Raw genomic sequence first — 24,510 nt, 5'->3', positions numbered from 1 at the left:
CCGGTTCAGCCGAGGACGCTCGTGTAGCCGTTGAGCGCGGGCTGCCCGCCGAGGTGGGCGTAGAGCACGTTCGAGTCGCGCGGGATTTCGCCGGTGCCGACGAGATCGATGAGGCCCGCCATCGACTTGCCCTCGTACACCGGGTCGGTGATCATCCCTTCCAGTCGGGCGCACGTCCCGATCGCATCCACAGTGGACTTGTCGGGGATGCCGTAGATGCCGGCGTGGTAGCGGTCGTCCAGCTCGACGTCCGCGATCTCGCCGGCGCCGATCAGCTCCGCGGTGTTCCGCGCGATGCGCGTGACCTGCGCGAGGGTCTCGGCCGGCTTCGCCGAGGCGTCGATGCCGAGGATGCGGCGCGGCTTGCCGCTCGAGGCGGCGCCGGCCACCATCCCGCCCTGCGTGCTGCCGGTGACCGAGCAGACGATCACGGTGTCGAAGAAGACGCCGAGTTCCTCCTCTTGGGCCTCCAGCTCGACGATCCAGTTCGCGAAACCGAGGCCGCCGAGCCGGTGGTCGGAGGCGCCCGCGGGAATGGCGTACGGCTTCCCGCCGCGCTCTTCGATCTCGGCGACCGCGTCCTCCCACGCCTGTTTGAACCCGATGCCGAAGCCGGCCTCGACCAGCCGGACGTCGGCGCCGAGGATCCGCGACAGCTGGATGTTGCCGACCTTGTCGTAGAGCGGGTCGTGCCAGTCGACCCAGCTCTCCTGCACCAGCACGGCCTTCAGCCCGGCGCGCGCCGCGGCCGCGGCGACCTGGCGGGTGTGGTTGGACTGGACGCCGCCGATGGAGACGAGCGTGTCGGCCCCCTGGGCGAGCGCGTCGGCGACGAGGTACTCCAGCTTGCGGGTCTTGTTCCCGCCGAAGGCGAGGCCGGAGTTCACGTCCTCGCGCTTGGCCCAGACCCGCGCGCCGCCGAGGTGGGCGGACAGCCGGTCCAGCGGGTGCACCGGCGAGGGCCCGAACAGCAGCGGGAAGCGGGGGAAGTCGGCGAGGGTCACTGTTCCTCCAGCAGGTCGGTCCAGATGGTCGAAATCACGGAGACGGCGGTCTCGGCGTCGCGCTTCTCGAGCGCGTCGATGAGGTTCGTGTGGCGCTTGACGGAGTTCCAGGCCAGCGTCGAGCTGAACCGGGCGTGTTCCAGGCGGCGCAGCAACGGCGTGTAGCGGTCGAGGGTCGCGGCCACGGCGGCGTTGCCGGCCAGGCGGACCGGGACGTCGTGCAGCTCGTCGTCCGCCTGCACGGCCGCCGCGATGTCCCGGGCTTCGATGGCGGCGGCGAACCGGTCGTTGGCCGCGCGCATCGCGGCGATGTCTTCCCGGCGGATCTTCGGCACGGCTTGCCTGACGGCGAACTCGTGCAGCAGCCGGACGATCTCGCGGGCGTCGAGCACGTCGGGGGACATCACCTCGGAGACCCGCGTGTAGCTCTGCGGCTTGGAGTCGACGAGGCCGTCGTCGGTCAGACGCAGCAGGGCCTGGCGCACCGGGGCGCGGGACAGGCCGAGCTGGTCCGCGAGATCGGCGTCGCGCAGCGGGGTGCCGGGCGGCAGCGTGCCGTCGACGATCGCGCGGCGGATGCGGTCGTAGGCCTCGTCGCGGAGCAACGGGCGAGTGACCTTTGAGAGACTCACATCTAACATGTTAGATGTCGGAAGCCTCGTCCGGTAACAACCGGACGAGTGAAAGGTCAGTAGACGGGGCCGGTGTACTTCTCGCCGGGGCCCTGGCCGGGCGGATCCGGGACGACCGAAGCTTCGCGGAACGCCTTCTGGAGCGACTGCAGCCCGTCGCGCAACGGGCCGGCGTGCAGGCCCAGGTACTCCGCCGACGCCGTCACGAGCCCGGCGAGCGCGGTGATCAGGCGGCGCGCCTCGTCGAGGTCGCGGTGCGGCGACGTCTCGGGGTCGGCGTCGGCGAGGCCCAGGCGTTCGGCGCCGGCCGACAGCAGCATCACCGCTGCCCGGCTGATCACCTCCACGCTCGGGATCTCCTCGAGGTCGCGGGAGGAATACGGGGGCTGTTCGGCGGGTTGATCTGACACGTCTGGTACCCTTCCACGAGCGACCAGCCCCCGAGCGATCGGGGGCGGCAAGTGGAGCCCCGCTCCCACCCGCGTCACCGTACAGGTGTCCGGGTCCGGTCTCGCCCGGGCGTGCAGCCCAGGGTGAAGAAGTGTCCTCCGGGACACGATCGGAAACAGAGTGGGCCCCGCGCACCGCATGGTGTCGTGGGGCCTTCGCTATGTGGGCACCAGGTCGAAACGAGAACAGGAAACATTCCTCGGACCAAGGAGGCCCCATCAGCTCCGAGACACGCATCAACGACCGAATCCGGGTGCCGGAGGTCCGACTCGTCGGCCCCGCCGGCGAACAGGTCGGCATCGTCCGGATCGAGGATGCGCTGCGCCTGGCGCAGGAGAACGATCTCGACCTCGTCGAGGTCGCGCCGCAGGCCCGCCCGCCGGTGTGCAAGCTCATGGACTTCGGCAAGTTCAAGTACGAGAGCGCGCAGAAGGCCCGCGAGTCCCGCCGCAACCAGCAGCTGACCGTCATCAAGGAACAGAAGCTGCGCCCCAAGATCGACCAGCACGACTACGAGACCAAGAAGGGTCACGTGTCGCGCTTCCTGGCGGCCGGCAACAAGGTCAAGGTCACGATCATGTTCCGTGGTCGCGAGCAGTCCCGGCCGGAGCTCGGCTTCCGGCTGCTGCAGAAGCTCGCCGACGACGTGACCGAGCTGGGCTTCGTGGAGTCGTCGCCCAAGCAGGACGGTCGAAACATGATCATGGTGCTGGCCCCGCACAAGAACGTGAAGCCGAAGGCGAAGGCCGAGACGGCCCCCGAGGCGTAAGCGCCGACCAGCACGAGTCCAGCGGCTCACCGGAATCTCCGGTGAGCCGCCGCACGAAAGAGGACAGAAATGCCGAAGATGAAGACCCACAGCGGGACGTCCAAGCGCATCCGCAAGACGGGTACGGGCAAGCTGCGCCGCCAGATGACCGGCCGGCGCCACCGCATGGAGAAGAAGTCCAGCCGCGTGACCCGCCGTCTCGAGGGCACCACCGAGGTGTCGAAGACCGAGGCCGGCCGCGTCAAGCGCCTGCTCGGCATCTGATCCCGCAGAACTTGCTCTAACCACCCCGGGGCGGCCCCCTCGCCCCCTGAAATCGACAGGATGGACCCGTGGCACGCGTCAAGCGGGCGGTCAACGCCCAGAAGAAGCGTCGCGCAACTCTCGAACTGGCCAGCGGCTACCGCGGCCAGCGTTCGCGGCTGTACCGCAAGGCCAAGGAGCAGACGCTTCACTCGCTCAACTACGCCTACCGGGACCGCCGTGCCCGCAAGGGTGACTTCCGCCAGCTGTGGATCACCCGCATCAACGCGGCGGCCCGCGCGAACGGCGTGACCTACAACCGGTTCATCCAGGGCATCAAGGCCGCGGGTGTCGAGGTCGACCGCAAGATCCTCGCGGACCTGGCCGTCAACGACGCCGCCGCCTTCACCGCGCTGGCCGAGCTCGCCAAGGCCAACGTGAACACCGGCGAAGCGAAGTCGGCCTGACCGGCAGCTTTCCGCGACCCGGGGCGGATCCGTTCACCGAGCGGACCCCCCGGGTCGTTGCTGCGCGCAAGCTGACGCGGCGCGCGGAACGCGACAGGACCGGCCGGTTCCTGGCCGAAGGCGCCAACGCCGTCGAGGCCGCGCTGGCCGACGGCACGGTGTACGAGCTGTTCGTCACCTCTCGTGCGGCGGACCAGCACGCGGCCCTGGTCGACGCGGCCCGCGCGGCCGGTGTCGGCGTCTCGCCGATCACCGACCGCGCCGCGGACGGGCTCTCGGAAACCGTGACGCCGCAGGGCATCGTGGCCGTCTGCGCGCTGCTCGACCGGCCGCTCGAGGAGGCTGTGACCCCGGCCGCCCGGCTCGTGGTGGTGCTGGTCGACGTGGCCGACCCCGGCAACGCGGGCACGGTCATCCGCGTCGCCGACGCGGCGGGCGCCGACGCGGTGGTCCTGGCCGGCGACACGGTCGACCCGCACAACGGCAAGTGCGTCCGCGCGGCCGCCGGCAGCCTCTTCCACCTGCCGATCGCGCGCGTCCGCGACGTCCACGCCGCGCTCGCCGCCTGCTCGGGCGCGGGCCTGAAGACGTTCGCCGCCCACGGCTACGCCGACGCCGAACTCGATCGGGTGGACCTCACCGAGCCGACCGCGTGGGTGTTCGGCAACGAGGCCCACGGCCTGCCCGCCGACGTCCTCGACCGGGCCGACCTCGCCGTCCGCATCCCCCTGTACGGCCGGGCGGAAAGCCTGAACCTGGCCACCGCGGCCGCCGTCTGCGTGTACACGAGTGCGCTGGCGGCGCGGCGCTGACCTGCGAGTAGGCTGCCGCGGTATCCATTGTGGCCACTTGGGGGGATCCATGGGCAGGCTTGCTCGTTCGTACGCGTTGTTCGTCGCCTCGTTCCGGGTGCTGCGCGCCCACAAGGGCCTGGCGTGGTTCCCGGTGCTCGCCGGGATCGCCGGGCTGCTGGTCGCCGGGGTGTTCCTGACGCCGGCGTTCTTCGCCTCGCACGCCGAAATCACCGGCCAGGGCCGGATCACCGCCACCTCGTGGGTGCTGCTCGGGGCGTTCTACCTGGTCTCGGCGTTCGCCACGATCTTCTTCAACGCCGCCCTGATCTCCCAGGCCGACGTGGCGCTGCGCGGCGACGGCGGGGTGCCGGGCGTCGGCGCCGGCCTGGCCGCGGCGAGCCGTCGCTGGCCGGCGCTGCTCGGCTGGGCCGGCGTCACCGCGACGGTCAGCGTCGTGCTGCGGACGATCGAAGAGCGGCTCGGGTTCCTCGGCAGCATCATCAGCGGCCTGATCGGCATGGCGTGGCGGTTCACCACGTTCCTCGTGCTGCCGGTGGTGATGCTCGAAGGCACCGGCGTCCGCGGCGGCGTCAAGCGCTCGGTCGAGCTGTTCCGCCGGACCTGGGGCGAGAACGTCGCCGGCACCGCCGGCCTCGGCCTCGTCGGGTTCCTGCTCACCCTGGCCGGGTACGTCGTGTTCCTCGGCGGCGGGTTCCTGCTCGGCGGCACGGCCACGGTGTTCGCCGCGGTCGGGCTGGCGATCGTCTGGACCCTGCTGGTGGCCGTCTTCACCACCACGTTGTCCGGCATCTACCAGGCGGCGCTGTACCGCTACGCCGCCGACGGCGTGGTGCCCGGCGACTTCGCGTCGGTCGACTTCGCGGAGGCGTTCCGCGCCCGCTGACCGTGCGTCCGCACGCCCCCGGGGCGACCGGGGGCGGGCGGAGCCGATCCCCTAGACTTTTCCCGCCTTTGACCTCTCGCGCGCCGTGTGCGGCGGAGCGCGAACGACCAGTCCCAGCGGACGCCGAGGAGTTATGTCCGGAGCCACGGAGAAGGAAGCCCAGGGCGCGGTGCTCGCCCCCGAGACGCTGCAGGAGGCGGTCAAGGCCGCCCAGGCGGCGTTCGCCGCCGCGACCGGGCTCGAAGCGCTGGCGGAGGTCAAGCCGGCGCACCTCGGCGACCACGCGCCGCTGCTGCTGGCCCGCCGGGAGATCGGCGCCCTGCCCAAGCAGGAGAAGGCCGAGGCGGGCAAGCGTGTCAACGAGGCGCGACAGGCCGTCCAGGCGGCCTTCGACGAGCGTCGCGCCGAGCTGCAGGTGGAGCGCGACGAGCGCGTGCTGCGTGAAGAAGCCGTCGATGTCACGCTGCCGTGGGACCGCGTCCCGCGCGGCGCCCGGCACCCGATCAGCACCATCTCCGAACGCGTCGCCGACGCGTTCGTCGCGATGGGGTACGAGGTCGCCGAGGGCCCGGAGCTCGAAGCCGAGTGGTTCAACTTCGACGCGCTGAACTTCGGCAAGGACCACCCGGCCCGCCAGCTGCAGGACACGTTCTACGTCGGCGAGGAGGACTCCGGCCTGGTGCTGCGCACGCACACCTCGCCGGTCCAGGCGCGCACGCTGCTGCACCGCGACCTGCCGGTGTACGTCGTGTGCCCCGGCCGCACGTACCGCACCGACGAGCTCGACTCGACCCACACGCCGGTGTTCACCCAGGTCGAGGGCCTCGCGGTGGACAAGGGCATCACCATGGCGCACCTCAAGGGCACGCTCGACGCCTTCGCCCGCGCGATGTTCGGCGAGAACTCCAAGACCCGCCTGCGCCCGCACTTCTTCCCGTTCACCGAGCCGTCCGCCGAGGTCGACGTCTGGTTCGAGGAGAAGAAGGGCGGCCCCGGCTGGGTCGAGTGGGGCGGCTGCGGCATGGTCAACCCGAACGTGCTGCGCGCCTGCGGTGTCGACCCCGAGGTGTACTCGGGCTTCGCCTTCGGCATGGGCATCGAGCGCACCCTGCAGTTCCGCAACGGGATCCCGGACATGCGCGACATGGTGGAGGGCGACGTCCGCTTCACCCTTCCCTTCGGAACGGAGGCGTAGTGCGAGTCCCAGTCAGCTGGCTGACCGAACACCTCGAGCTCGCGGACGAGGTCACGCCGCAGGACCTGGCCGACGCGTTCGTCCGGATCGGCATCGAGGTCGACGACCTGAGCGAACTCGGCCCGGTGACCGGCCCGCTGGTCGTCGGCCGGGTCGCCGAGGTCGAGGAGCTCACCGAGTTCAAAAAGCCGGTGCGCTTCTGCCGCGTCGACGTCGGCGAGCCCGCCGACGAAGCGGAGCTCGCGGACGAACTCGACGACGAGGACGACGACGAAGACGGCGAGTTCGACGAGGGCCCGCACGGCATCAAGACCCGCGGCATCATCTGCGGCGCGCGCAACTTCACCGAGGGCGACCTGGTCGTCGTCGCGCTGCCCGGCGCGGTTCTGCCCGGCGACTTCACCATCGCCGCCCGCAAGACCTACGGCCGGATCAGCGACGGCATGATCTGCTCGGCCCGCGAGCTCGGCCTCGGCGACGACCACACCGGCATCCTGGTCCTGCCGCCGGGCACGGCCAGCCCGGGCGACGACGCGAGCGAGCTGCTCGGCCTGAACGACTCGGTGATCGAGCTGGCCCCGACCCCGGACCGCGGCTACGCGCTGTCGATCCGCGGGCTGGCCCGCGAGTTGTCCAACGCGCTCGACGTGCCCTTCGGCGACCCGGCCCTGCTGGAGGTCCCGGCGGCCGAGGGCGACGCCTGGCCGGTCCACGTCGAGGACACCGACGGCTGCCCGCGGTTCGTGCTGCGCCGGGTCACCGGCCTGGACGCGACGGCGCCGTCCCCGTGGTGGATGCGCCGCCGGCTGATGCTGGCCGGCATCCGGTCGATCTCCCTGGCCGTGGACGTCACGAACTACGTGATGCTCGAGCTCGGGCACCCGTTGCACGCGTTCGCCACGAAGGCCATCCAGGGCGACCTGGTGGTGCGCCGGGCGAAGCCGGGCGAGAAGCTGACCACGCTGGACGACGTCGAGCGCGCGCTCGACCCGGACGACATCGTCATCGCCGACGACAGCGGCGTCATCTCGCTGGCGGGCACGATGGGCGGCGCGAGCACCGAGATCACGACGGAGAGCACCGACGTCCTGCTCGAGGCGGCGCACTGGAACCCGGCGGCGATCAGCCGCACGGCCCGCCGCCACAAGCTGTTCTCCGAGGCGGCCAAGCGGTTCGAGCGGTTCACCGACCCGCAGCTCTGCGCGGCCGCCGTCGAGCTGGCGGCCCGGCTGCTGCGCCAGTACGGCGACGCGGCGATCCAGCCCGGCCGCACCGACGAGGGCGCGGTCGAGCCGAACCCGCCGGTCGTGATGCCGATCAACCTGCCCGACAAGGTCGCGGGCGTGAGCTACCAGCGCGGCGTGACGGTCCGCCGGCTGACCCAGATCGGCTGCAAGGTCGCGGTCAGCACGGGCGACGACGGAACGGGCCTGGTCACGGCGATCCCGCCGTCCTGGCGCGGCGACCTCCGCCAGCCGGCGGACCTGGTCGAAGAGGTGCTGCGCCTGGAGGGCTACGACAGCATCCCGTCGACGCTCCCGGCGGCCCCGGCCGGCCGCGGCCTGACCGACGCGCAGCGCCGTGTCCGCGGGGTGGCCCGGGCGCTGGCCGAGGCGGGCTACGTCGAGGTGCGGCCGTTCCCGTTCGTCGGCGACGCGGTCTGGGACGCGTTCGGCCTGCCGGCCGACGACGTCCGCCGCAAGACCGTGGTGGTCCGCAACCCGCTGGAGGCCGACCGCAACCGCCTGGCGACGACGCTGCTGCCGGGCCTGCTGGACACGCTGCAGCGCAACGTGTCGCGCGGGATGAAGGACGTCTCGCTCTACCACATCGGCCAGGTGGTCCTCCCGGCCCCGAACCCGCTGAAGGTTCCCGACCTCGGCGTCGACCGGCGGCCGTCCGACGAGGAGCTGGCCGTGCTGGAGGCGGCGGTGCCGCAGCAGCCGCTGCACGTGGCGGTGGTCCTCGCGGGCAACCGGCGCCGAGCGGGCTGGTGGGGCGAAGGCGAGCGGGCGAACTGGGCCGACGCGGTCCAGGCGGCCCGCACGGTCGCGGAGGCGGCCGGGATCGAGCTGACGGTCCAGGCGGCCGACCTGCCGCCGTGGCACCCGGGCCGGTGCGCGCAGCTGCGGGTGGGCGACTGGCCGGTCGGCCACGCGGGCGAGCTGCACCCGAAGGTGGTCGAGGCCCTGGGCCTGCCGCCCCGGACGGTGGCGATGGAGCTGGACCTGGACGCGATCCCGCTCCCGGACGCCCGCCCGGCCCCGAGCGTGTCGGGTTACCCGCCGGTGCTGCTGGACGTGGCCCTGGTGGCCGCGGCCGACGTGCCCTCGGCGGACCTGGCCGAGGTCCTGCGCACGGGCGCGGGCGAGCTCCTGGAGGAGATCACGCTGTTCGACGTGTACGCGGGCGAGCAGGTGGGCGAGGGCAAGCGATCCCTGGCGTACAAGCTCCGGTTCCGGGCCGCGGACCGGACGCTGACGGTCGACGAGGCAACAAAGGCCCGCGACGCGGCAGTGGCCGCAGCCGGCGAGCGCTTCAGCGCAACCCTGCGCGCCTGACGGTTCGGCAGATGGTGCGGTGAGGGCCAAACCAGCCCTCACCGCACCCCTGCACCGCCCGACCCTCCAGCCACGCGACCCGACCCCCTGGGTACGCGAGCCGACCCCCTGGGTACGCGAGCCGACCTCCTGGGTACGCGAGCCGACCGCTCAGGTACGCGAGCCGGCCGTTCAGTCACGCAGGCCGGCTCAGCCGAGGTGCTTCAGCGCCTCCCGTCTCGACAACCCGGACAACCCCGGGTGATCGTCCACGAACGACCGGACCCAGCCCGGCGCCGTCTTCGCGTAGTCCCGCAGCGCCCAGCCGATCCCCTTCCGCAGGAAGAACTCCGGCTCCGCGATCGCCGGCTCGATCGCACCGCGCAGCAAGTCCGTGTCCGTCTCCACCTTGGCCCCGACCTGGCAGATGATTGCCGTGCGGCGGCGCCAGAGGTCGGCGCCCGCCGCCCACGCGCGCATCACCGGCGTGACCCTCGCCCGATCGGCCCGCAGGATCGGCCCGATCCGGCGGATCGCGAGCTCGTCCATGTAGTCCCACCACGCCCCGCCGACGATCATTTCCTCGTACACCGGCAGCAGCTCCGGATCCTGCCACCGCCGGTACGCCCGGTACCCGGAAAGATCGATCGCCGCGTAGCGTTCCTCGCGATATCCGGCGGTCCGCCACAGCTCCAGGACCGTCGCCGAATATGTCACCCGATCGGGCAGTACGTGGTCGGCCAGCACGTGCTTGAGGAGGGCGCTGCGCTGGGGTTTCGGCACGCCGCGGAAGGGCATGGCCGACTTCATGTACGCCTGCATCGACGGCGCTTTCGCCGGGTCAGCCAGCTCGGCGAGCCCGTCGCGGATTTCCTTGACCAGTCCTTGGTCCGCGCTCATCCGTCCTCCCGTCGCCGCACAGGTACCGACGAAAGGCGGATGGCGGAAGCCGCGTCGGTCAGCGAGATTGTCCAGGGTTGCCGGTAGTTTCGTCGAAATCTGGCGAACGCTGTCGAATGCGGATGAAAAGGACGACTGTGAAAAGAATCGTTGCCGCTGTTGCCGCGGCGGGGCTCGCGGCCGGGCTGATGGCCGCCGCGCCCGCCGCGTCGGCGGATCCCGGGGCGCAGTTCAGCCCCGCGCCGATCGCCTGGGGCCCTTGCACGTCGGCGAGCCTCAAGGCCAACGGCGCCGAGTGCGGCTTCCTCGAAGTGCCGATGGACTACGCGAAGCCGGGCGGGGCGAAGGTCTCCGTCGCGGTGTCGCGGATCAAGCACAAGACCGCGCAGTCCCAGGGCATCATGCTGGTGAACCCGGGTGGTCCCGGTGGCTCCGGCCTCGGCCTGTCGGTGCTCGGCAAGTACGTGCCGAACCATGCGGGTGACAACTACGACTGGATCGGCTTCGACCCGCGGGGCGTCGGGTCCAGCAAGCCCGCGATCAGCTGCGACGGGAACTACTTCAGCTACGACCGGCCCGCCTACGTGCCGACCACGGTGCAGCTGGAGAAGACCTGGCTCGCCCGCTCGAAGGGGTACGCCGACGCGTGCCGCAAGAACGGCGAGATCCTGAACCACATCAAGACGACCGACGTCGCGCAGGACATGGACAGCCTGCGCAAGGCCCTCGGCGAAAAGCAGATCAACTACTACGGCTTCTCCTACGGCACCTACCTCGGCCAGGTGTACAGCACGCTGTACCCGAAGAACGTCCGGCGGATGGTGCTCGACGGCAACGTCGACCCGCGGAAGGTCTGGTACGAGGCCAACCTCGACCAGGACGTCGCCTTCGACAAGAACATCAAGATCTACTTCGGCTGGCTGGCCAAGTACGACGACGTCTACCACCTGGGCAAGACCGGCGACGCCGTCGAGAAGCTCTGGTACGACACCCAGCGCAAGCTCGCCAAGAACCCCGCGGGCGGTGTCATCGGCGGCGACGAGTGGACCGACATCTTCCTGCAGGCCGGCTACTACGTCTTCGGCTGGGTCGACATGGCCAAGGCCTTCGACGGCTACGTGCACAAGGGTGACTGGCAGACGCTGAAGGACCTCTACGACGCCTCGAACCCGCCGGGTGACGACAACGGCTTCGCCGTGTACCTGGGCGTGCAGTGCACCGACGTGCAGTGGCCGACCAGCTGGAACAAGTGGCGGGTCGACAACTGGCTGACCTACTTCAAGGCCCCGTTCGAGACCTGGGGCAACGCCTGGTTCAACGCGCCCTGCGTGTACTGGCCGGCGAAGGCGGGCAAGCCGGTGGACATCGACGGCCGCAAGGTCGCCGGAGCGCTCCTGATCAGCGAGGAACTCGACGCCGCCACGCCGTACGCCGGCAGCCTCGAAGTCCGGAAGCGGTACCCGAACTCGAGCCTGATCAGCGCCCCGGGCGGGACGACGCACGCCGGTTCGCTGTCCGGGGTGTCCTGTGTGGACGACAAGATCGCCGACTACCTGGCCACCGGCGCACTGCCGAAGCGCCAGCCCGGCAACCACTCGGACGTCCAGTGCAGCCCGGTGCCGCCGCCGGTGCCCGACGGCGCCGCGGCGCAGAAGTCGGACAACTCCGCGAAGGCCGCCCAGGAGAAGCAGAGCACGCTGGCCCAGCTGCTGCACTTCTGAGCGGAACAGCCCCATCCCGCTGCCCCGGCCCGGCTCGCCCGGACCGGGGCAGCGTCTTGTCCGCCGGTGTTCCATCGTCGCCCTCCTCGTGACGGTTCGTGGTCATCGGAGACGTTAGGGGAGGGGTCCGACAATTTCGGAGCGAAACCGGCCGTGAGCAGCGCGTGCCCGAAAACTGTCGGGGGTGCGCGCTACCTTCGTGGCATGTCGATCAGCGAAGAGCGCCGGACCGAGCTCCGGGCCCAGGACAACACCTACAACATCGTGGTCACGACCAGGACGGACGTCGACCGCGCCGAACCCACACCCCGGGTGATGATCACCCTGGAAGCCGGCGGCCCCGGCGGCGAACCGGTCGCCGAGGGCAGCCTCGACCTGGACGTCGCGGTGGCGGCCACGGTCGCCGACCTCGTCGCGGAGGGGTTGCTCTCCGCAACCGGCGAGGGCCGGCCGGTGCGGCGAAGATCCGCGGGCCGTCCTGCCCAGCAGGGCCGCCCGTGGAACGAGGAGATGGACGCGGAACTGGAACACCGGTGGATCGCGGGGGAGAGCGTCGCGCAGATCGCGGCGTACTTCGAGCGCACCCCCGGCGGCATCCGCGCCCGGCTCCCGCGGGTGGGCTGCGACCCGGAGAACCCGGGCTGCTACCTGCCGGTCCCGCCGAGCAGGCGGACGGACCTGGACGAAGGCGAACCCACCTGAGCGACGGCGGTGGGCCGGCCCAGCGCGGGCCGGCCCACCGCCGGGAGGGGTTCGCCGGACGACCAGGGGAGGAATGACGTGGGTACGCGGTGGCCGCCCGGCCGCGTGGATTGGGCGGGAGAAGCATGGGTTGTGGGCTGCGGATGCGCGCGGTTCGCCCGCACCCGAGCGTGCAGTTGCGCTCGGCTGGGCTTGGCTCGCCGGTCGGGTCGGGTGGCGAAGGTGGCTTGGGCTGGGCAGTCCGGCCGGGTCTCCGGCGGTCGGCCCGCCTTGGCTCGCCGGTCGGGTCTGGTCGCGAAGGCGGCTTGGGCCGGATGGTCCGGCCGCGTCCCGGGCGGCGGGCCGGGCTTGGCTCGCCGGTCGAACCGTGCCGCGAACGAGGCTTGGGCTGGGCGGCCCGGCCCGGTCCCCGGCGGTCGGCCAGGCTTGGCTCCTCAGCCGAACCGTGCCGCACCCCGGCCCCCAGCGGAGCCGCCCGGCCACACCCCCGGCCACCAACCGACCTCAGGACGCACTGATCGCCGAGCCCCCGGCCGCCGCAGTGGCCCGAGCCGCCAGCACCCGCAAGTGCTCCACCAGTTCCCTCGGCTCTTCGACCGTGAACGCACACCCCAACCCGAGCAGCCGGAACGCCAGCCAATCCACCGTGTCCGCATGACTGTGCCACCGGCACCGCCCGTCGCCCAGATCGGTCAGGTCGCCGATGGCCGCGCCGAGGCGGGGGCCCACCTCCGCGGCCGGTTCCGACAGGACGGCCACCGCGCGGTACGTCGGCGTCAGGTCGTAGAACCGGTCGATGACGTACGCCGCCAGGTCTGTGGCGGGCGGCTCGCGCCGCTGTGCGCGGCCGCCGGTGGCCTGGGCGTCGTCGACGCGGTCGGCGCGGAACGTGCGCCAGTCCGCCCGGTCGAGGTCGTAGGCCACCAGGTACCAGCGGCGGCCGGCCGCCACCAGGCGGAGCGGCTCGGTGCGGCGGCGGGTCTCGGTGCCGTCGTTCGCGTGGTAGCGGAACCGCACCGTCTCGTGGTTGGCGATCGCGCCCGCGAACACCGTCAGCTGGGCCGGGTCGACCGCCGGCCCGGTGGCCGGCACGGCGACCGTCGCCGTGCCGATCGTGCCCACCCGGCGGCGCAGCCGGGCCGGCAGGACCTGCTCCAGCTTGGCCAGCGCCCGCACCGACGCCTCCTCGATCCCGGACACGGACTGCCCCGCGGCGGTCCGCAGCCCCACGGCGATCGCGACGGCTTCCTCGTCGTCGAGCACCAGGGGCGGCATCGCGGTGCCGGCGACCAGCCGATACCCGCCGGCGGTGCCGCGGCTGGCTTCGACCGGATAGCCGAGCTCGCGCAGCCGGTCGATGTCACGGCGGATGGTGCGCGGGCTGACCCCGAGCCGCGACGCCAGCTCGCTGCCCGGCCACTCCCGGGGCGTCTGGAGCAGCGAAAGCAGGCCGAGCAGCCGGGCCGGGGTGTCCGTCATGCGCCCAGCATCCCAAGGTGGCGGCCACCACTTCCCGCGAAACCCGTTTGTTTAGACTTGCAAGGGCGTGCATAATCATGCGTATGACGGTGAACATCGCGGTGGCCGGAGCCAGCGGGTACGCGGGTGGTGAGCTGCTGCGCCTGCTCCTGACCCATCCCGAGGTCGAGATCGGCGCGCTCACGGCCGCCAGCAGCGCGGGCACGAAGCTCGGCGTCCACCAGCCCCACCTCGTCCCGCTCGCCGACCGCGTGCTGGCCGAGACGACGCCGGAGACCCTCGCCGGCCACGACGTCGTCTTCCTCGCGCTGCCGCACGGGCACTCCGCGGCGATCGCGGCGCAGCTCGGCCCGGACGTTCTGGTGGTCGACCTCGGCGCCGACCACCGCCTGGCCGACGCCGCCGACTGGCAGCGCTGGTACGGCGGCGACCACGCCGGCCATTGGCCGTACGGCCTGCCCGAGCTGCCCGGCGCCCGCGAGAAGCTCGCCGGCACCAAGCGCATCGCCGTGCCCGGCTGCTTCCCGACCGGCGGATCGCTGGCGCTGGCCCCCGCGTTCGCCGCGGCCCTCGTCGAGCCCGACGTCACGGTCGTCGCGGTCACCGGGACCTCCGGCGCCGGCAAGAGCCTCAAGCCGCACCTGCTCGGCTCCGAGGTGATGGGCTCGGCGAGCGCGTACGGCGTCGGCGGCGCCCACCGCCACACCCCCGAGTTCGCGCAGAACCTTTCGGCCGTCGCGGGGGAGCAGGTCACCGTGTCCTTCACACCCGTGCTCGCGCCGATGCCCCGCGGCATCCTGACCACCGCGAACGCCCCGCTCAAGGACGGCGTCGACGAGGCCGCGGTCCGGGCCGCCTACGAAAAGGCCTACGACGCCGAGCCGTTCGTCCAGCTGCTGCCCGCGGGCGCCTGGCCGACGACCGCGTCGACGCTCGGCTCGAACAACACCCAGCTGCAGGTCACGGTCGACGCCGACGCGAAGCGCCTGGTCGTCGTCGCCGCGATCGACAACCTCACGAAGGGCACCGCCGGCGGTGCCGTCCAGTCGATGAACCTGGCCCTCGGCCTCCCGGAAACCACCGGGCTTCCCACCGTAGGAGTGGCACCGTGACCGTCACCGGCCCCCAGGGCTTCCGCGCCGCCGGCGTCGCCGCCGGGATCAAGGCCTCCGGCGCGCTCGACCTCACCCTGGTCGTCAACGACGGCCCGCTCGACGTCGCCGCCGGTGTGTTCACCCGCAACGTCATCAAGGCCGCGCCGGTGCTGTGGTCGCAGGAGGTGCTCAAGCAGCAGCGGCTGAAGGCGGTCGTCCTCAACTCCGGCGGCGCCAACGCGGCCACCGGCCCCGGCGGCTTCCAGGACACCCACGCCACGGCCGAAAAGGTCGCCGAAGTCCTGCAGGCCGGCGCGATCGAGGTCGCCGTCTGCTCCACCGGCCTGATCGGTGAGCGGCTCCCGATGGACGCGGTTCTGTCCGGAGTGGACACCGCCTTCAAGGCCCTCGACGCGAGCCCCGAAGCGGGTCTCAACGCCGCCACGGGCGTGATGACCACCGACACCAAGCCGAAGCAGGCGTTCGCGAAGCACGACAGCGGCTGGAGCGCCGGCGCCTTCGCCAAGGGCGCGGGCATGCTCGCGCCGAACCTCGCCACCATGCTCTCGGTCCTGACCACCGACGCCGTGGTGGACAAGGAAACCCTCGACCGCGCCCTGCGCGCGGCGACCCGCGTGACCTTCGACCGGCTCGACGTCGACGGCGGCACCTCCACCAACGACACCGTCCTGGTCCTGGCCTCCGGCGCGAGCGGGGTCGAGCCGGCCGAAGCCGAGCTCACCGAGCTGCTCACCGCGGTGAGCCACGACCTCGTGCTCCAGCTGCGCGCGGACTCCGAGGGCGCCACCAAGGACGTCGACGTCACCGTGCGGGGCGCGGACACCGAGGCCGACGCGATCGCCGTCGCCCGCACGATCGCCGAGGACAACCTGGTCAAGACGGCGCTGTTCGGCTCGGACCCGAACTGGGGGCGGATCGCCATGGCGCTGGGCCGCGTCCCCGCCCGCATCGACCCCGAGACCGTGTCGATCGCGATCAACGGCGTCACCCTGTTCGCCCGGGGCGTGCCCGCCGCGGACCGGTCGGCGGCCGACCTCACCGGCCGCGCCATCGAAATCGTCGTCGACCTCGGTGTCGGCGAGTGCACGGCGACCATCTACACCACGGATCTTTCGCACGGTTACGTCGAAGAGAACAGCGCGTACTCCTCATGACCCAGGAGGCTCTGATTTCCGCGGACGAACGACTCGCGACGGCGGCCGAGAAGGCCGGAGTGCTCATCGAGGCGCTGCCCTGGCTGCAGCGGTTCCACGGCGCCACGGTGGTGGTGAAGTACGGCGGCAACGCCATGATCGACGACCAGCTGAAGGCGGCCTTCGCCGAGGACATGGTGTTCCTCCGGCTGGCCGGCCTGCGCCCGGTGGTGGTGCACGGCGGCGGCCCGCAGATCACCGCGATGCTCAACCGGCTCGGTGTCGAGGGCGAGTTCAAGGGCGGCCTGCGGGTCACCACGCCGGAGACGATGGACATCGTCCGGATGGTGCTCGTCGGCCAGGTCAGCCGGGAGCTCGTCGGGCTGATCAACGCCCACGGCCCGTACGCGGTCGGCATCTCCGGCGAGGACGCCCGGCTGTTCACCGCCGAACGCAAACAGGCCACTGTGGACGGTGAAGCGGTCGACATCGGGCTGGTCGGCGAGGTCGCCGAGGTCAACCCGGACGCCGTGCTCGACATCGTCAACGCCGGGCGCATCCCGGTGGTGTCCACCGTCGCCCCGGACGTCGACGGCGTCGTGCACAACGTGAACGCCGACACGGCCGCGGGTGCGCTCGCGGCCGCGCTGGGCGCCGAGAAGCTCGTGGTGCTCACCGACGTCGAAGGCCTGTACGCGAACTGGCCCGACCGGTCGTCGCTGATCGACCGCATCCGCGTCGACCGCCTCGAACCGATGCTGCCCACCCTGGCCAGCGGCATGATCCCGAAGATGGAGGCGTGCGTGCGCGCCATCCGCGGCGGCGTGCGCCGGGCGCACGTGATCGACGGCCGGCTCGCCCATTCGGTGCTGCTGGAGGTCTTCACCTCCCGCGGCATCGGCACCATGGTCTTCCCCGAAACGGAGCTCCCGTGACCGACCTCCAGTCCAATGTGGACGGCCAGCAGCACTGGCAGTCCGCCCTGATGGACAACTACGGCACCCCGAAGCTGACGCTGGTGCGCGGCGAGGGCGCGAAGGTGTGGGACGCCGACGGCCGGGAGTACGTCGACCTGGTCGGCGGCATCGCCGTCAACGCGCTCGGCCACGCGCACCCGGCGGTCGTCGAAGCCGTGACAGCGCAGATCAAGCAGCTCGGCCACACCTCGAACCTGTACGTCAACCCCGTCGCCGTCGAGCTCGCCGAAGCACTGCTGGACGTCGCCGGCCTCACCGGCCACGGCAAGGTGCTGTTCGTCAACTCCGGTGCCGAGGCCAACGAAGCCGCACTGAAGATCAGCCGGCTGACCGGGCGCACGAAGGTGGTCGCCGCCGAAGGCGCGTTCCACGGCCGGACCATGGGCGCGCTGACGCTCACCGGCCAGCCCGGCAAGCGCGACCCGTTCAAGCCGCTGGTGCCCGGCGTGGAGCACGTGCCGTTCGGGGACGTCGAGGCGCTCAAGGCCGCCGTCGACACCGACACGGCGGCGGTCTTCCTGGAGCCGGTGCTCGGCGAGGCCGGCGTCATCCCGGCGCCGGATGGCTACCTGCAGGCCGCCCGCGAGATCACGAAGGCCACCGGCACGCTGCTGGTGCTCGACGAGGTGCAGACCGGCCTCGGCCGGCTCGGCACCTGGTTCGGCTACCAGCAGGCCGGCATCGTCCCGGACGTCATCACGCTGGCGAAGGGCCTCGGCGGCGGCCTGCCGCTGGGCGCGGTGATCGGCGTCGGCGCGGCGGGCGACCTGCTCAAGCCGGGCCAGCACGGCACCACCTTCGGCGGCAACCCGGTCTGCTGCGCGGCCGGCCTGGCCGTGCTGAAGACCATCGCCGCCGACGGTCTCCTCGACCACGTCGCCACGCTGGGCAAGGACATCGCGGCGGGGGTCGAGGCGCTGGGGCACCCGCTCGTCGCCGGGGTGCGCGGCGCCGGGCTGCTGCTCGGCATCGCCCTCAAGCAGCCCGTCTCGGCGGCGGTCGCCCAGGCCGCCCAGGACGCCGGCTACCTCGTCAACCCGGTCGCCCCGGACACCGTCCGGCTGGCGCCGCCGCTCGTGCTCGGCGCCGAGCAGGCCGAAGGCTTCCTCGCCGCCCTCCCGAACGCGCTCGATCCCACCACGAAGGACTCCGACTGATGCTGCGCCACTTCCTCCGCGACGACGACGTCAGTCCGGCCGAGCAGAAGGCCATCCTCGACCTCGCCGACCGGCTCAAGGCCGACCCGCTGGGCACCAGGACCCTCGCCGGCAAATCCATCACGGCGATCTTCGAAAAGAACTCGACGCGGACCCGGTTCTCGTTCGAGGTCGGCATCAGCCAGCTCGGCGGCCACCCGGTGATCGTCGACGGCCGCTCGATGCAACTCGGCCGCGAAGAGACCATCGAAGACACTTCGCGGGTCCTGTCGCGCTACGTCGACGGAATCGTGTGGCGCACTTTCGCGCAGAAGCGCATCGAGGCGATGGCTTCGGCCGCGTCGATCCCGGTGGTCAACGCCCTCACCGACGAGTTCCACCCGTGCCAGGTGCTCACCGACCTGATGACGATCCGCGAGCGCAAGGGCGAGCTCGCCGGCCTCACCCTCGTCTACCTCGGCGACGGCGCCAACAACATGGCCCACTCGCTGCTGCTCGGCGGGGTCACCGCCGGGATGCACGTCCGGGTCGTCTCGCCGGTCGGCTTCCAGCCGGACCAGGGCGTGATGCTGGACGCCAAGAAGCGCGCGACCGAGACCGGTGGCAGCGCCACCGCCTACACCGACCCGTACGCGGCGGTCGACGGCGCGGACGTGCTCGTCACCGACACGTGGACGTCGATGGGCCAGGAGAACGACGGCCTCGACCGGGTGGGCCCGTTCCGCGCCCTCCAGGTCAACGCCGAGCTGCTGAAGAAGGCCGCGGACGACGCGATGGTGCTGCACTGCCTCCCGGCCCACCGCGGCTGGGAGATCACCGACGAGGTGCTCGACGGCCCGGCCAGCGCGGTGTGGGACGAGGCCGAGAACCGCCTGCACGCCCAGAAGGCGCTGCTGGTCTGGCTGTTCGAGGAGAGCCGGCGATGACCGGCAGCCGGGTGGGCCGGCAGGCGCGGATCACCGAGCTGGTGGCCACCATGACCATCCGCAGCCAGACCGAGCTGGCGAAACTGCTGGCCGCCGAGGGCATCGAGGTCACCCAGGCGACGCTGTCGCGCGACCTCGACGAGCTGGGCGCGGTCAAGCTGCGCGGGCCGGACTCGGGCGCCCCGGTCTACGTCATCCCGGAAGACGGCAGCCCGGTCCGCGGGGTGCAGGGCGGCACGTCACGGCTGTCCCGGCTGCTGGCCGAGCTGATGGTCTCGGCGGACTCCTCCGGCAACCTGATGGTGCTGCGGACGCCGCCGGGTGCGGCGCAGTTCCTGGCCAGCGCGATCGACCGGGCGGCGCTGGAGGAGGTCGTCGGCTCGATCGCGGGTGACGACACCGTCGCGGTGATCGCCCGGGAACCGCTGACGGGCAAGGACCTGGCCGAACGCTTCGCCGCCCTCGCCCAGCGATCGGCGGACGAAGGATCACCGTGATCGGCGACATCTTCCCGGCCGAGGGGGAGTTCCTCGCCCCGGACGAGGTCGTGGTCACCTTCGACCGCGGGATCCCGGTGGCGATCGACGGCGAGACCGTGTCAGTCGCCGAGGCGCGCCGGATGCTGAGCGCGCGGGGCGAGGCGCAGCGGATCGGCCGCGGCGAAGCGTGCGCCGCCCTCGAACGGCGGGCCGGCCGCGGATGCGCCAGTCTGACCGGCACCACGTCGGGCGAAGTCCGGCTGGTCCTGTACGACGGCCGGATCACGGTCGCCTGAAACACCCGAACGAACACCGAGGAGAAGCGAGAACAGTGAGCGGGAACGAGCAGCCGGTGCAGCTGTGGGGCGGCCGGTTCGCCAGCGGTCCGGCGGAGGCCATGGCCGCGCTGAGCGCGTCGACGCACTTCGACTGGCGCCTGGCGCCCTACGACATCGCCGGGTCGCGCGCGCACGCTCGCGTGCTGCGCAAGGCGGGCCTGCTCACCGAAGACGAGCTCGCCGGCATGCTGGCCGCGCTGGACACGCTCGCCCAGGACGTGGCGTCGGGGGAGTTCACCCCGACGATCGCCGACGAGGACGTGCACACGGCCCTCGAACGCGGCCTGCTCGAGCGCGCGGGCACCGAGCTCGGCGGCAAGCTGCGCGCCGGCCGCTCGCGCAACGACCAGGTGGCCACCCTGTTCCGGATGTGGCTGCGTGACGCCGCGCGCCGGGTCGTCGCGGGCACCCTGGAGGTGATCGACGCCCTGGTGTCACAGGCGAAGCGGCACCCGGACGCGATCCTGCCCGGCCGCACGCACCTGCAGCACGCCCAGCCGGTGCTGCTCGCCCACCACCTGATGGCCCACGGCCAGGCGCTGCTGCGCGATGTTTCGCGCCTGCAGGACTGGGACGCCCGCACGGCCGAGTCGCCGTACGGCTCGGGCGCGCTGGCCGGCTCGTCGCTGGGGCTCGACCCCGAGGCCGTCGCCGAGGAGCTCGGTTTCGCGACCAGCGTCGAGAACTCCATCGACGGCACCGCTTCGCGGGACTTCGTCGCCGAGTTCGCCTTCGCCGTCGCGATGCTCGCGGTGAACCTGTCCCGGATCGCCGAAGAGGTGATCATCTGGAACACCGCCGAGTTCGGCTACGTGACGCTGGACGACGCCTGGGCCACCGGCAGCTCGATCATGCCGCAGAAGAAGAACCCGGACGTCGCGGAGCTGACGCGCGGCAAGGCGGGCCGGCTGATCGGCAACCTCACCGGCCTGCTGGCCACCCTCAAGGCACAGCCGCTGGCCTACAACCGCGACCTGCAGGAGGACAAGGAGCCGGTGTTCGACTCGGTCGAGCAGCTGGAGCTGTTGTTCCCGGCGATCGCCGGCATGCTCGAAACGCTCACCTTCCACACCGACCGGCTCGCCGAGCTGGCCCCGGCCGGCTTCACGCTGGCCACGGACATCGCGGAGTGGCTGGTCCGCCAGGGCGTCCCGTTCCGCGTCGCGCATGAAGCGGCGGGCGAAAGCGTCCGCGTTGCCGAGGCCCGCGGCGCCGGCCTGGACGAGCTGACCGACGAGGAGTTCGAGAAGATCAACCCGGCGCTCACGCCCGCGGTGCGCGAGGTCCTCACCGTCGAAGGCTCGGTGAAGTCGCGTGACGCGCGGGGCGGCACGGCGCCCGTCCGCGTGGCCGAGCAGCGCGCCCGGCTCGAGGAGCGCGTCACGGCGGCGCGTCAGTGGCTCAACTGAGCTTCTTGCGGAGCTTGGCCCGGACGGCCCGCGTGGCCACCGGGCCGAGCCCGTCCAGGACGTCGACGAGCACGGCCAGCTGCTCCAGTGCGGCCACGGCCTGCTCGGCGCCGTCGGGGTCGACGGTGTCGAACAGCGTCAACCCGAGGAACCCGGTGGACACGGCGTGGGCGAGCCCGTCCGGGTCCGCGAGCTCGGCCGGCGGCGACCCCTCGAGCACGCGCTCGAGCGCCGCCCGGACCTCGGTGATCCACTTGCCGAGGCCCTCGCGGGTCGCCTCGTCATCCAGCCGAACACCGGCTGGAACACCCGGTCGGCCAGCCGGCCGAAGCGGCCCCATCGGGTGCCGTAGTCGAAGCCGGTGACGAACCGGACGCCGCCGGGGATCGGCGTGCAACGCCAGAACCCCGCGCCCGCGCTGATCAGCGACAACGGGTCGGCGGAGGCGAACCGCAGCACCGACGTGCGGGAACCGTCCGGCCACTCCCGCGGCGCGCTCACCCCGACGCCGCCGACCGTGACCCCCAGGAACCGCGAGGTGCAGTGGAGGTGCCCGCCGATCGGGATGATCTCGGCGAACCGCAGTCCCAGCGCCGGTGCAGGTCCGGGTCCTGGGTGTGCCGCCACAACGTGTCGAGGTCCGTGCGGATCACGGTCTCGACGTGGAGCGCCTCCGGTCGCATCTCCGGCTCCCCTCCGAGTTTGAGCGACTGCTCAAACCGACCGGAGAGAAGTTTGAGCGATCGCTCAAGGGATAGGGTGGTCGCGCCAGGCAGCCGAAGAGAGGACCCCCGTTTGAGCGGCGACGCAGGCCGGTTGTTTACCCGCGACGAACTCGCGCTCGACCCGGTCGACCTGGCCCACCTGCTGCTCGGCTCGGTCCTGGAGGCCGACGGTCCCGACGGCACGGTCGGCGTCCGCCTGGTCGAAGTCGAGGCCTACCGCGGCGAGGACGACCCGGCGTCGCACTGCTACCGCGGGCAGACCCCGCGCAACGCCGTCATGTGGGGTCCCGCCGGGCACCTGTACGTCTACTTCGTCTACGGGATGCACTTCTGCGCGAACATCGTCGGGTCGACCGACGGCGTGGCCGGTGCCGTGCTGCTGCGCGCGGGCGAGGTCGTCACCGGCCTCGACGTCGTCCGCAAGCGGCGGCCGAACGCGCGGGGGACCGGCGAACTCGCGAAGGGCCCGGCCATCCTGACGTCGGTGCTGCGCATCGACCGCGAGGAGAACGGCGCCGACCTGACCGATCCGGCGTCGCCGGTCCGGCTGTACGCCGGCGAGCGGGTACCGGCCGAGCGGATCCGCTCCGGGCCGCGCGTCGGCGTCGCGATGGCCATGGATACGCCGTGGCGGTTCTGGGACGGCGCGTCCGCGGCCGTGTCGACCTACCGCCGGGGCGGGAAGCGCCGGGTCCGACCCGCCAGTTAGTCGGTTGACCTGGTGCGGGAGGATCTACAGGCGTGAGCGAACACATCCTCGACGAGCTGTCCTGGCGCGGCCTGATCGCGCAGTCCACCGACATCGACGCCCTCCGGCGCGAGCTCGACCAGGGTCCCGTGACGCTCTATTGCGGCTTCGACCCGACCGCACCCAGCCTGCACGCCGGCAACCTGGTCCCGCTGCTCATGCTCAAGCGCTTCCAGCGCGCCGGGCACCGGCCGATCGTGCTGGCCGGCGGCGCGACCGGGATGATCGGCGACCCGCGCGACACCGGTGAGCGCACGCTGAACACGCTCGACGTCGTCGCCGAGTGGGCCGGGCGCATCCGCGGCCAGCTCGAGCGGTTCGTCGACTTCGACGACTCGGCGACCGGCGCGATCGTCGAGAACAACCTCAACTGGACCGGCCGGCAGAGCGCGCTGGAGTTCCTGCGCGACGTCGGGAAGCACTTCTCGGTCAACGTCATGCTGAACCGGGAGACGGTGAAGCGCCGGCTCGAAGGCGACGGCATGTCGTACACCGAGTTCAGCTACCTGCTCCTGCAGTCGCAGGACTACCAGCAGCTCTACCGGCAGTACGGCTGCAAGCTGCAGGTCGGCGGGTCCGACCAGTGGGGCAACCTCGTCGGCGGCGTCGACCTGATCCGCCGGACCGAGGGCGCGGGCGTGCACGCGCTGACCGCGCCGCTGGTCACCGACGCCGAAGGGCGCAAGTTCGGCAAGTCCACCGGCGGCGGCAACCTCTGGCTCGACCCGGAGATGACCTCGCCCTACGCCTGGTACCAGTACTTCGTCAACGTGGGTGACGCCGACGTCGTCCGCTACCTGCGGATGTTCTCGTTCCTCGACCAGGAGGAGATCGCCGCGCTGGCCGAGGACACCGAGCAGCGCCCCCAGCTGCGGGCCGCGCAGAAGCGGCTGGCGGAGGAGTTCACCACGCTGGTGCACGGCGAGGAGCAGACCCGGCAGGTGATCAACGCCAGCCAGGCGCTGTTCGGCCGCGGCGAGCTCGGTGACCTGGACGAACGCACCCTCGACGCGGTGATGGCCGAGGTGCCGAACGGCAAGGTCGACCCGTCCGGCGACGCAACGATCGTCGACCTGCTGCTCGCCGCGGGCCTGGTGGACAGCAAGGGCGCCGCGCGCCGCACGCTCAAGGAGGGCGGCGCGTACGTCAACAACGTGAAGATCGCGGACGAGGAGTGGAAGCCCGCCCGCGAGGACGCCCTCCACGGCAAGTGGCTGGTGGTCCGCAGGGGCAAGCGGAACGTCGCCGGCGTCGCGCTCGGCGGCTGACCGGCCCCGGGCGGCCCGAAACAGGGGCCTGACCTGCGGAAACGTGGTTAAGGTACCCCCCTGTTTCGGGCCCTCGGAAGGGGTGTAAAGTTCTCCAAGTCGCCAGGGAAACCGGGTGGCCACCGGGACACGAACCAAGCTCTCGCGGATCGCGATTGAGTGGGTGTCCCACCAAAAACTGCTAGGAATGACTCGCTTCGAGCGAGCCGCTTGAACGCGGCAAACTCGGGTGTGTTGCTTGAGAACTCAACAGTGTGCTAGTGAACTAAGCCAGTAGAGCTTATGTATTGAACCTCGTATGAGGTTCCTTTGAGAGCATTAAATTGCCTCGATTAAACTGTTCATTGTTGGAGAGTTTGATCCTGGCTCAGGACGAACGCTGGCGGCGTGCTTAACACATGCAAGTCGAACGCTGAACCACTTTCGGGTGGGGAT

At 71.6% G+C, this 24,510-nt stretch carries 25 protein-coding genes and 1 rRNA gene; 20 read left to right on the top strand and 6 right to left on the bottom strand.

All coding sequences use genetic code 11. The features are described 5' to 3' along the window. Nucleotides 1-5 precede the first annotated feature (5 nt). From ABZW17_RS26665 to ABZW17_RS26655, 3 genes are read right to left on the bottom strand one after another with little or no spacing between them, the layout of a single operon-like run. The gene (locus tag ABZW17_RS26665) at nt 6-1,004 is read right to left on the bottom strand and encodes a 1-aminocyclopropane-1-carboxylate deaminase (RefSeq protein WP_354819658.1); all 999 of its coding nucleotides are present in this window, start codon (nt 1,002-1,004) and stop codon (nt 6-8) included. Next, complete coding sequence (locus tag ABZW17_RS26660) at nt 1,001-1,645, bottom strand: GntR family transcriptional regulator (protein WP_354819655.1); 645 nt, start codon at nt 1,643-1,645, stop codon at nt 1,001-1,003. Before ABZW17_RS26660 ends, ABZW17_RS26665 begins: the two co-directional genes overlap by 4 nt. Nucleotides 1,646-1,692: 47 nt before the next feature. After that, on the bottom strand, nt 1,693-2,046 hold the full coding sequence (locus ABZW17_RS26655; RefSeq protein WP_354819652.1) for a DUF1844 domain-containing protein: 354 nt from the start codon (nt 2,044-2,046) through the stop codon (nt 1,693-1,695). A gap of 200 nt (nt 2,047-2,246) precedes the next feature. Between ABZW17_RS26655 and infC the strand changes: the two genes are divergently transcribed. The 7 genes from infC (at nt 2,247) to pheT (ending at nt 9,019) form a co-directional block, all read left to right on the top strand. After that, on the top strand, nt 2,247-2,855 hold the full coding sequence (gene infC, locus ABZW17_RS26650; RefSeq protein ID WP_354819649.1) for a translation initiation factor IF-3: 609 nt from the start codon (nt 2,247-2,249) through the stop codon (nt 2,853-2,855). Nucleotides 2,856-2,924: 69 nt separating this feature from the next. Continuing rightward, a complete protein-coding gene (gene rpmI / locus ABZW17_RS26645) occupies nt 2,925-3,119 on the top strand; it encodes a 50S ribosomal protein L35 (protein WP_004559057.1) in 195 nt (64 codons plus the stop codon). 68 nt (nt 3,120-3,187) lie between these two features. After that, nucleotides 3,188-3,565 (top strand): 50S ribosomal protein L20, encoded by a 378-nt coding sequence (rplT, locus tag ABZW17_RS26640; RefSeq protein ID WP_004559056.1) that lies wholly within the window; start codon nt 3,188-3,190, stop codon nt 3,563-3,565. Beyond that, entirely contained in the window at nt 3,562-4,377 is an 816-nt protein-coding gene (locus ABZW17_RS26635) for an RNA methyltransferase (RefSeq protein WP_354819979.1), read from the top strand. The genes rplT and ABZW17_RS26635 overlap by 4 nt, the downstream gene beginning before the upstream one ends. A gap of 49 nt (nt 4,378-4,426) precedes the next feature. After that, on the top strand, nt 4,427-5,263 hold the full coding sequence (locus ABZW17_RS26630) for a DUF6159 family protein (RefSeq protein WP_354819644.1): 837 nt from the start codon (nt 4,427-4,429) through the stop codon (nt 5,261-5,263). A gap of 133 nt (nt 5,264-5,396) precedes the next feature. Further along, a complete protein-coding gene (gene pheS / locus ABZW17_RS26625; RefSeq protein ID WP_354819641.1) occupies nt 5,397-6,458 on the top strand; it encodes a phenylalanine--tRNA ligase subunit alpha in 1,062 nt (353 codons plus the stop codon). Next, the gene (gene pheT / locus ABZW17_RS26620; protein ID WP_354819638.1) at nt 6,458-9,019 is read left to right on the top strand and encodes a phenylalanine--tRNA ligase subunit beta; all 2,562 of its coding nucleotides are present in this window, start codon (nt 6,458-6,460) and stop codon (nt 9,017-9,019) included. Before pheS ends, pheT begins: the two co-directional genes overlap by 1 nt. A gap of 189 nt (nt 9,020-9,208) precedes the next feature. On the opposite strand, the gene ABZW17_RS26615 is transcribed toward pheT, so the two are convergent. After that, entirely contained in the window at nt 9,209-9,898 is a 690-nt protein-coding gene (locus ABZW17_RS26615) for a DNA alkylation repair protein (RefSeq protein ID WP_354819635.1), read from the bottom strand. Nucleotides 9,899-10,035: 137 nt separating this feature from the next. Between ABZW17_RS26615 and ABZW17_RS26610 the strand changes: the two genes are divergently transcribed. Then, nucleotides 10,036-11,619 (top strand): alpha/beta hydrolase, encoded by a 1,584-nt coding sequence (locus tag ABZW17_RS26610; RefSeq protein ID WP_354819632.1) that lies wholly within the window; start codon nt 10,036-10,038, stop codon nt 11,617-11,619. Between the two features lie 204 nt (nt 11,620-11,823). Further along, on the top strand, nt 11,824-12,321 hold the full coding sequence (locus tag ABZW17_RS26605) for a helix-turn-helix domain containing protein (protein ID WP_354819629.1): 498 nt from the start codon (nt 11,824-11,826) through the stop codon (nt 12,319-12,321). Between the two features lie 504 nt (nt 12,322-12,825). Here the strand turns inward: ABZW17_RS26605 and ABZW17_RS26600 are convergent. Further along, nucleotides 12,826-13,800, bottom strand: a complete 975-nt coding sequence (locus tag ABZW17_RS26600) for a YafY family protein (RefSeq protein ID WP_354819626.1) — start codon at nt 13,798-13,800, stop codon at nt 12,826-12,828. 83 nt (nt 13,801-13,883) lie between these two features. Between ABZW17_RS26600 and argC the strand changes: the two genes are divergently transcribed. Genes argC through argH form a run of 8 tightly spaced genes read left to right on the top strand, consistent with a single transcriptional unit; the run spans nt 13,884 to nt 21,334 of the window. Then, nucleotides 13,884-14,912: an N-acetyl-gamma-glutamyl-phosphate reductase gene (gene argC / locus ABZW17_RS26595; RefSeq protein ID WP_354819623.1), complete on the top strand. Its 1,029-nt coding sequence runs from the start codon at nt 13,884-13,886 to the stop codon at nt 14,910-14,912. Then, nucleotides 14,909-16,069 (top strand): bifunctional glutamate N-acetyltransferase/amino-acid acetyltransferase ArgJ, encoded by a 1,161-nt coding sequence (gene argJ / locus ABZW17_RS26590; protein WP_354819620.1) that lies wholly within the window; start codon nt 14,909-14,911, stop codon nt 16,067-16,069. The genes argC and argJ overlap by 4 nt, the downstream gene beginning before the upstream one ends. Beyond that, a complete protein-coding gene (gene argB / locus ABZW17_RS26585) occupies nt 16,066-16,983 on the top strand; it encodes an acetylglutamate kinase (RefSeq protein ID WP_354819617.1) in 918 nt (305 codons plus the stop codon). Before argJ ends, argB begins: the two co-directional genes overlap by 4 nt. After that, a complete protein-coding gene (locus tag ABZW17_RS26580) occupies nt 16,980-18,182 on the top strand; it encodes an acetylornithine transaminase (protein WP_354819615.1) in 1,203 nt (400 codons plus the stop codon). The genes argB and ABZW17_RS26580 overlap by 4 nt, the downstream gene beginning before the upstream one ends. Next, nucleotides 18,182-19,108: an ornithine carbamoyltransferase gene (gene argF / locus ABZW17_RS26575; protein WP_354819613.1), complete on the top strand. Its 927-nt coding sequence runs from the start codon at nt 18,182-18,184 to the stop codon at nt 19,106-19,108. Before ABZW17_RS26580 ends, argF begins: the two co-directional genes overlap by 1 nt. Then, the gene (locus ABZW17_RS26570; protein WP_354819611.1) at nt 19,105-19,605 is read left to right on the top strand and encodes an arginine repressor; all 501 of its coding nucleotides are present in this window, start codon (nt 19,105-19,107) and stop codon (nt 19,603-19,605) included. Before argF ends, ABZW17_RS26570 begins: the two co-directional genes overlap by 4 nt. Further along, nucleotides 19,602-19,883: an argininosuccinate synthase gene (locus tag ABZW17_RS26565; protein ID WP_354819608.1), complete on the top strand. Its 282-nt coding sequence runs from the start codon at nt 19,602-19,604 to the stop codon at nt 19,881-19,883. The genes ABZW17_RS26570 and ABZW17_RS26565 overlap by 4 nt, the downstream gene beginning before the upstream one ends. Nucleotides 19,884-19,918: 35 nt before the next feature. Then, the gene (gene argH / locus ABZW17_RS26560; protein WP_354819605.1) at nt 19,919-21,334 is read left to right on the top strand and encodes an argininosuccinate lyase; all 1,416 of its coding nucleotides are present in this window, start codon (nt 19,919-19,921) and stop codon (nt 21,332-21,334) included. Here argH and ABZW17_RS26555 read toward each other — a convergent pair. Beyond that, entirely contained in the window at nt 21,327-21,554 is a 228-nt protein-coding gene (locus tag ABZW17_RS26555; protein ID WP_354819603.1) for a hypothetical protein, read from the bottom strand. The genes argH and ABZW17_RS26555 overlap by 8 nt on opposite strands. Before the next feature lie 575 nt (nt 21,555-22,129). Between ABZW17_RS26555 and ABZW17_RS26550 the strand changes: the two genes are divergently transcribed. The 3 genes from ABZW17_RS26550 to ABZW17_RS26540 all read left to right on the top strand — a co-directional run. Continuing rightward, nucleotides 22,130-22,768, top strand: a complete 639-nt coding sequence (locus tag ABZW17_RS26550) for a DNA-3-methyladenine glycosylase (protein WP_354819600.1) — start codon at nt 22,130-22,132, stop codon at nt 22,766-22,768. 32 nt (nt 22,769-22,800) lie between these two features. Beyond that, entirely contained in the window at nt 22,801-24,075 is a 1,275-nt protein-coding gene (tyrS, locus tag ABZW17_RS26545) for a tyrosine--tRNA ligase (protein ID WP_354819597.1), read from the top strand. Nucleotides 24,076-24,419: 344 nt separating this feature from the next. Further along, nucleotides 24,420-24,510: ribosomal RNA gene (locus ABZW17_RS26540) — 16S ribosomal RNA — on the top strand; the annotation flags it as partial.

This window comes from Amycolatopsis sp. NPDC004625 (assembly GCF_040609695.1).
In the GTDB taxonomy this organism is placed as follows: Bacteria; Actinomycetota; Actinomycetes; order Mycobacteriales; family Pseudonocardiaceae; genus Amycolatopsis.
The sequence above is the reverse complement of the archived record's forward strand: the minus strand, read 5'-3'. Positions and strand labels throughout refer to the sequence as shown.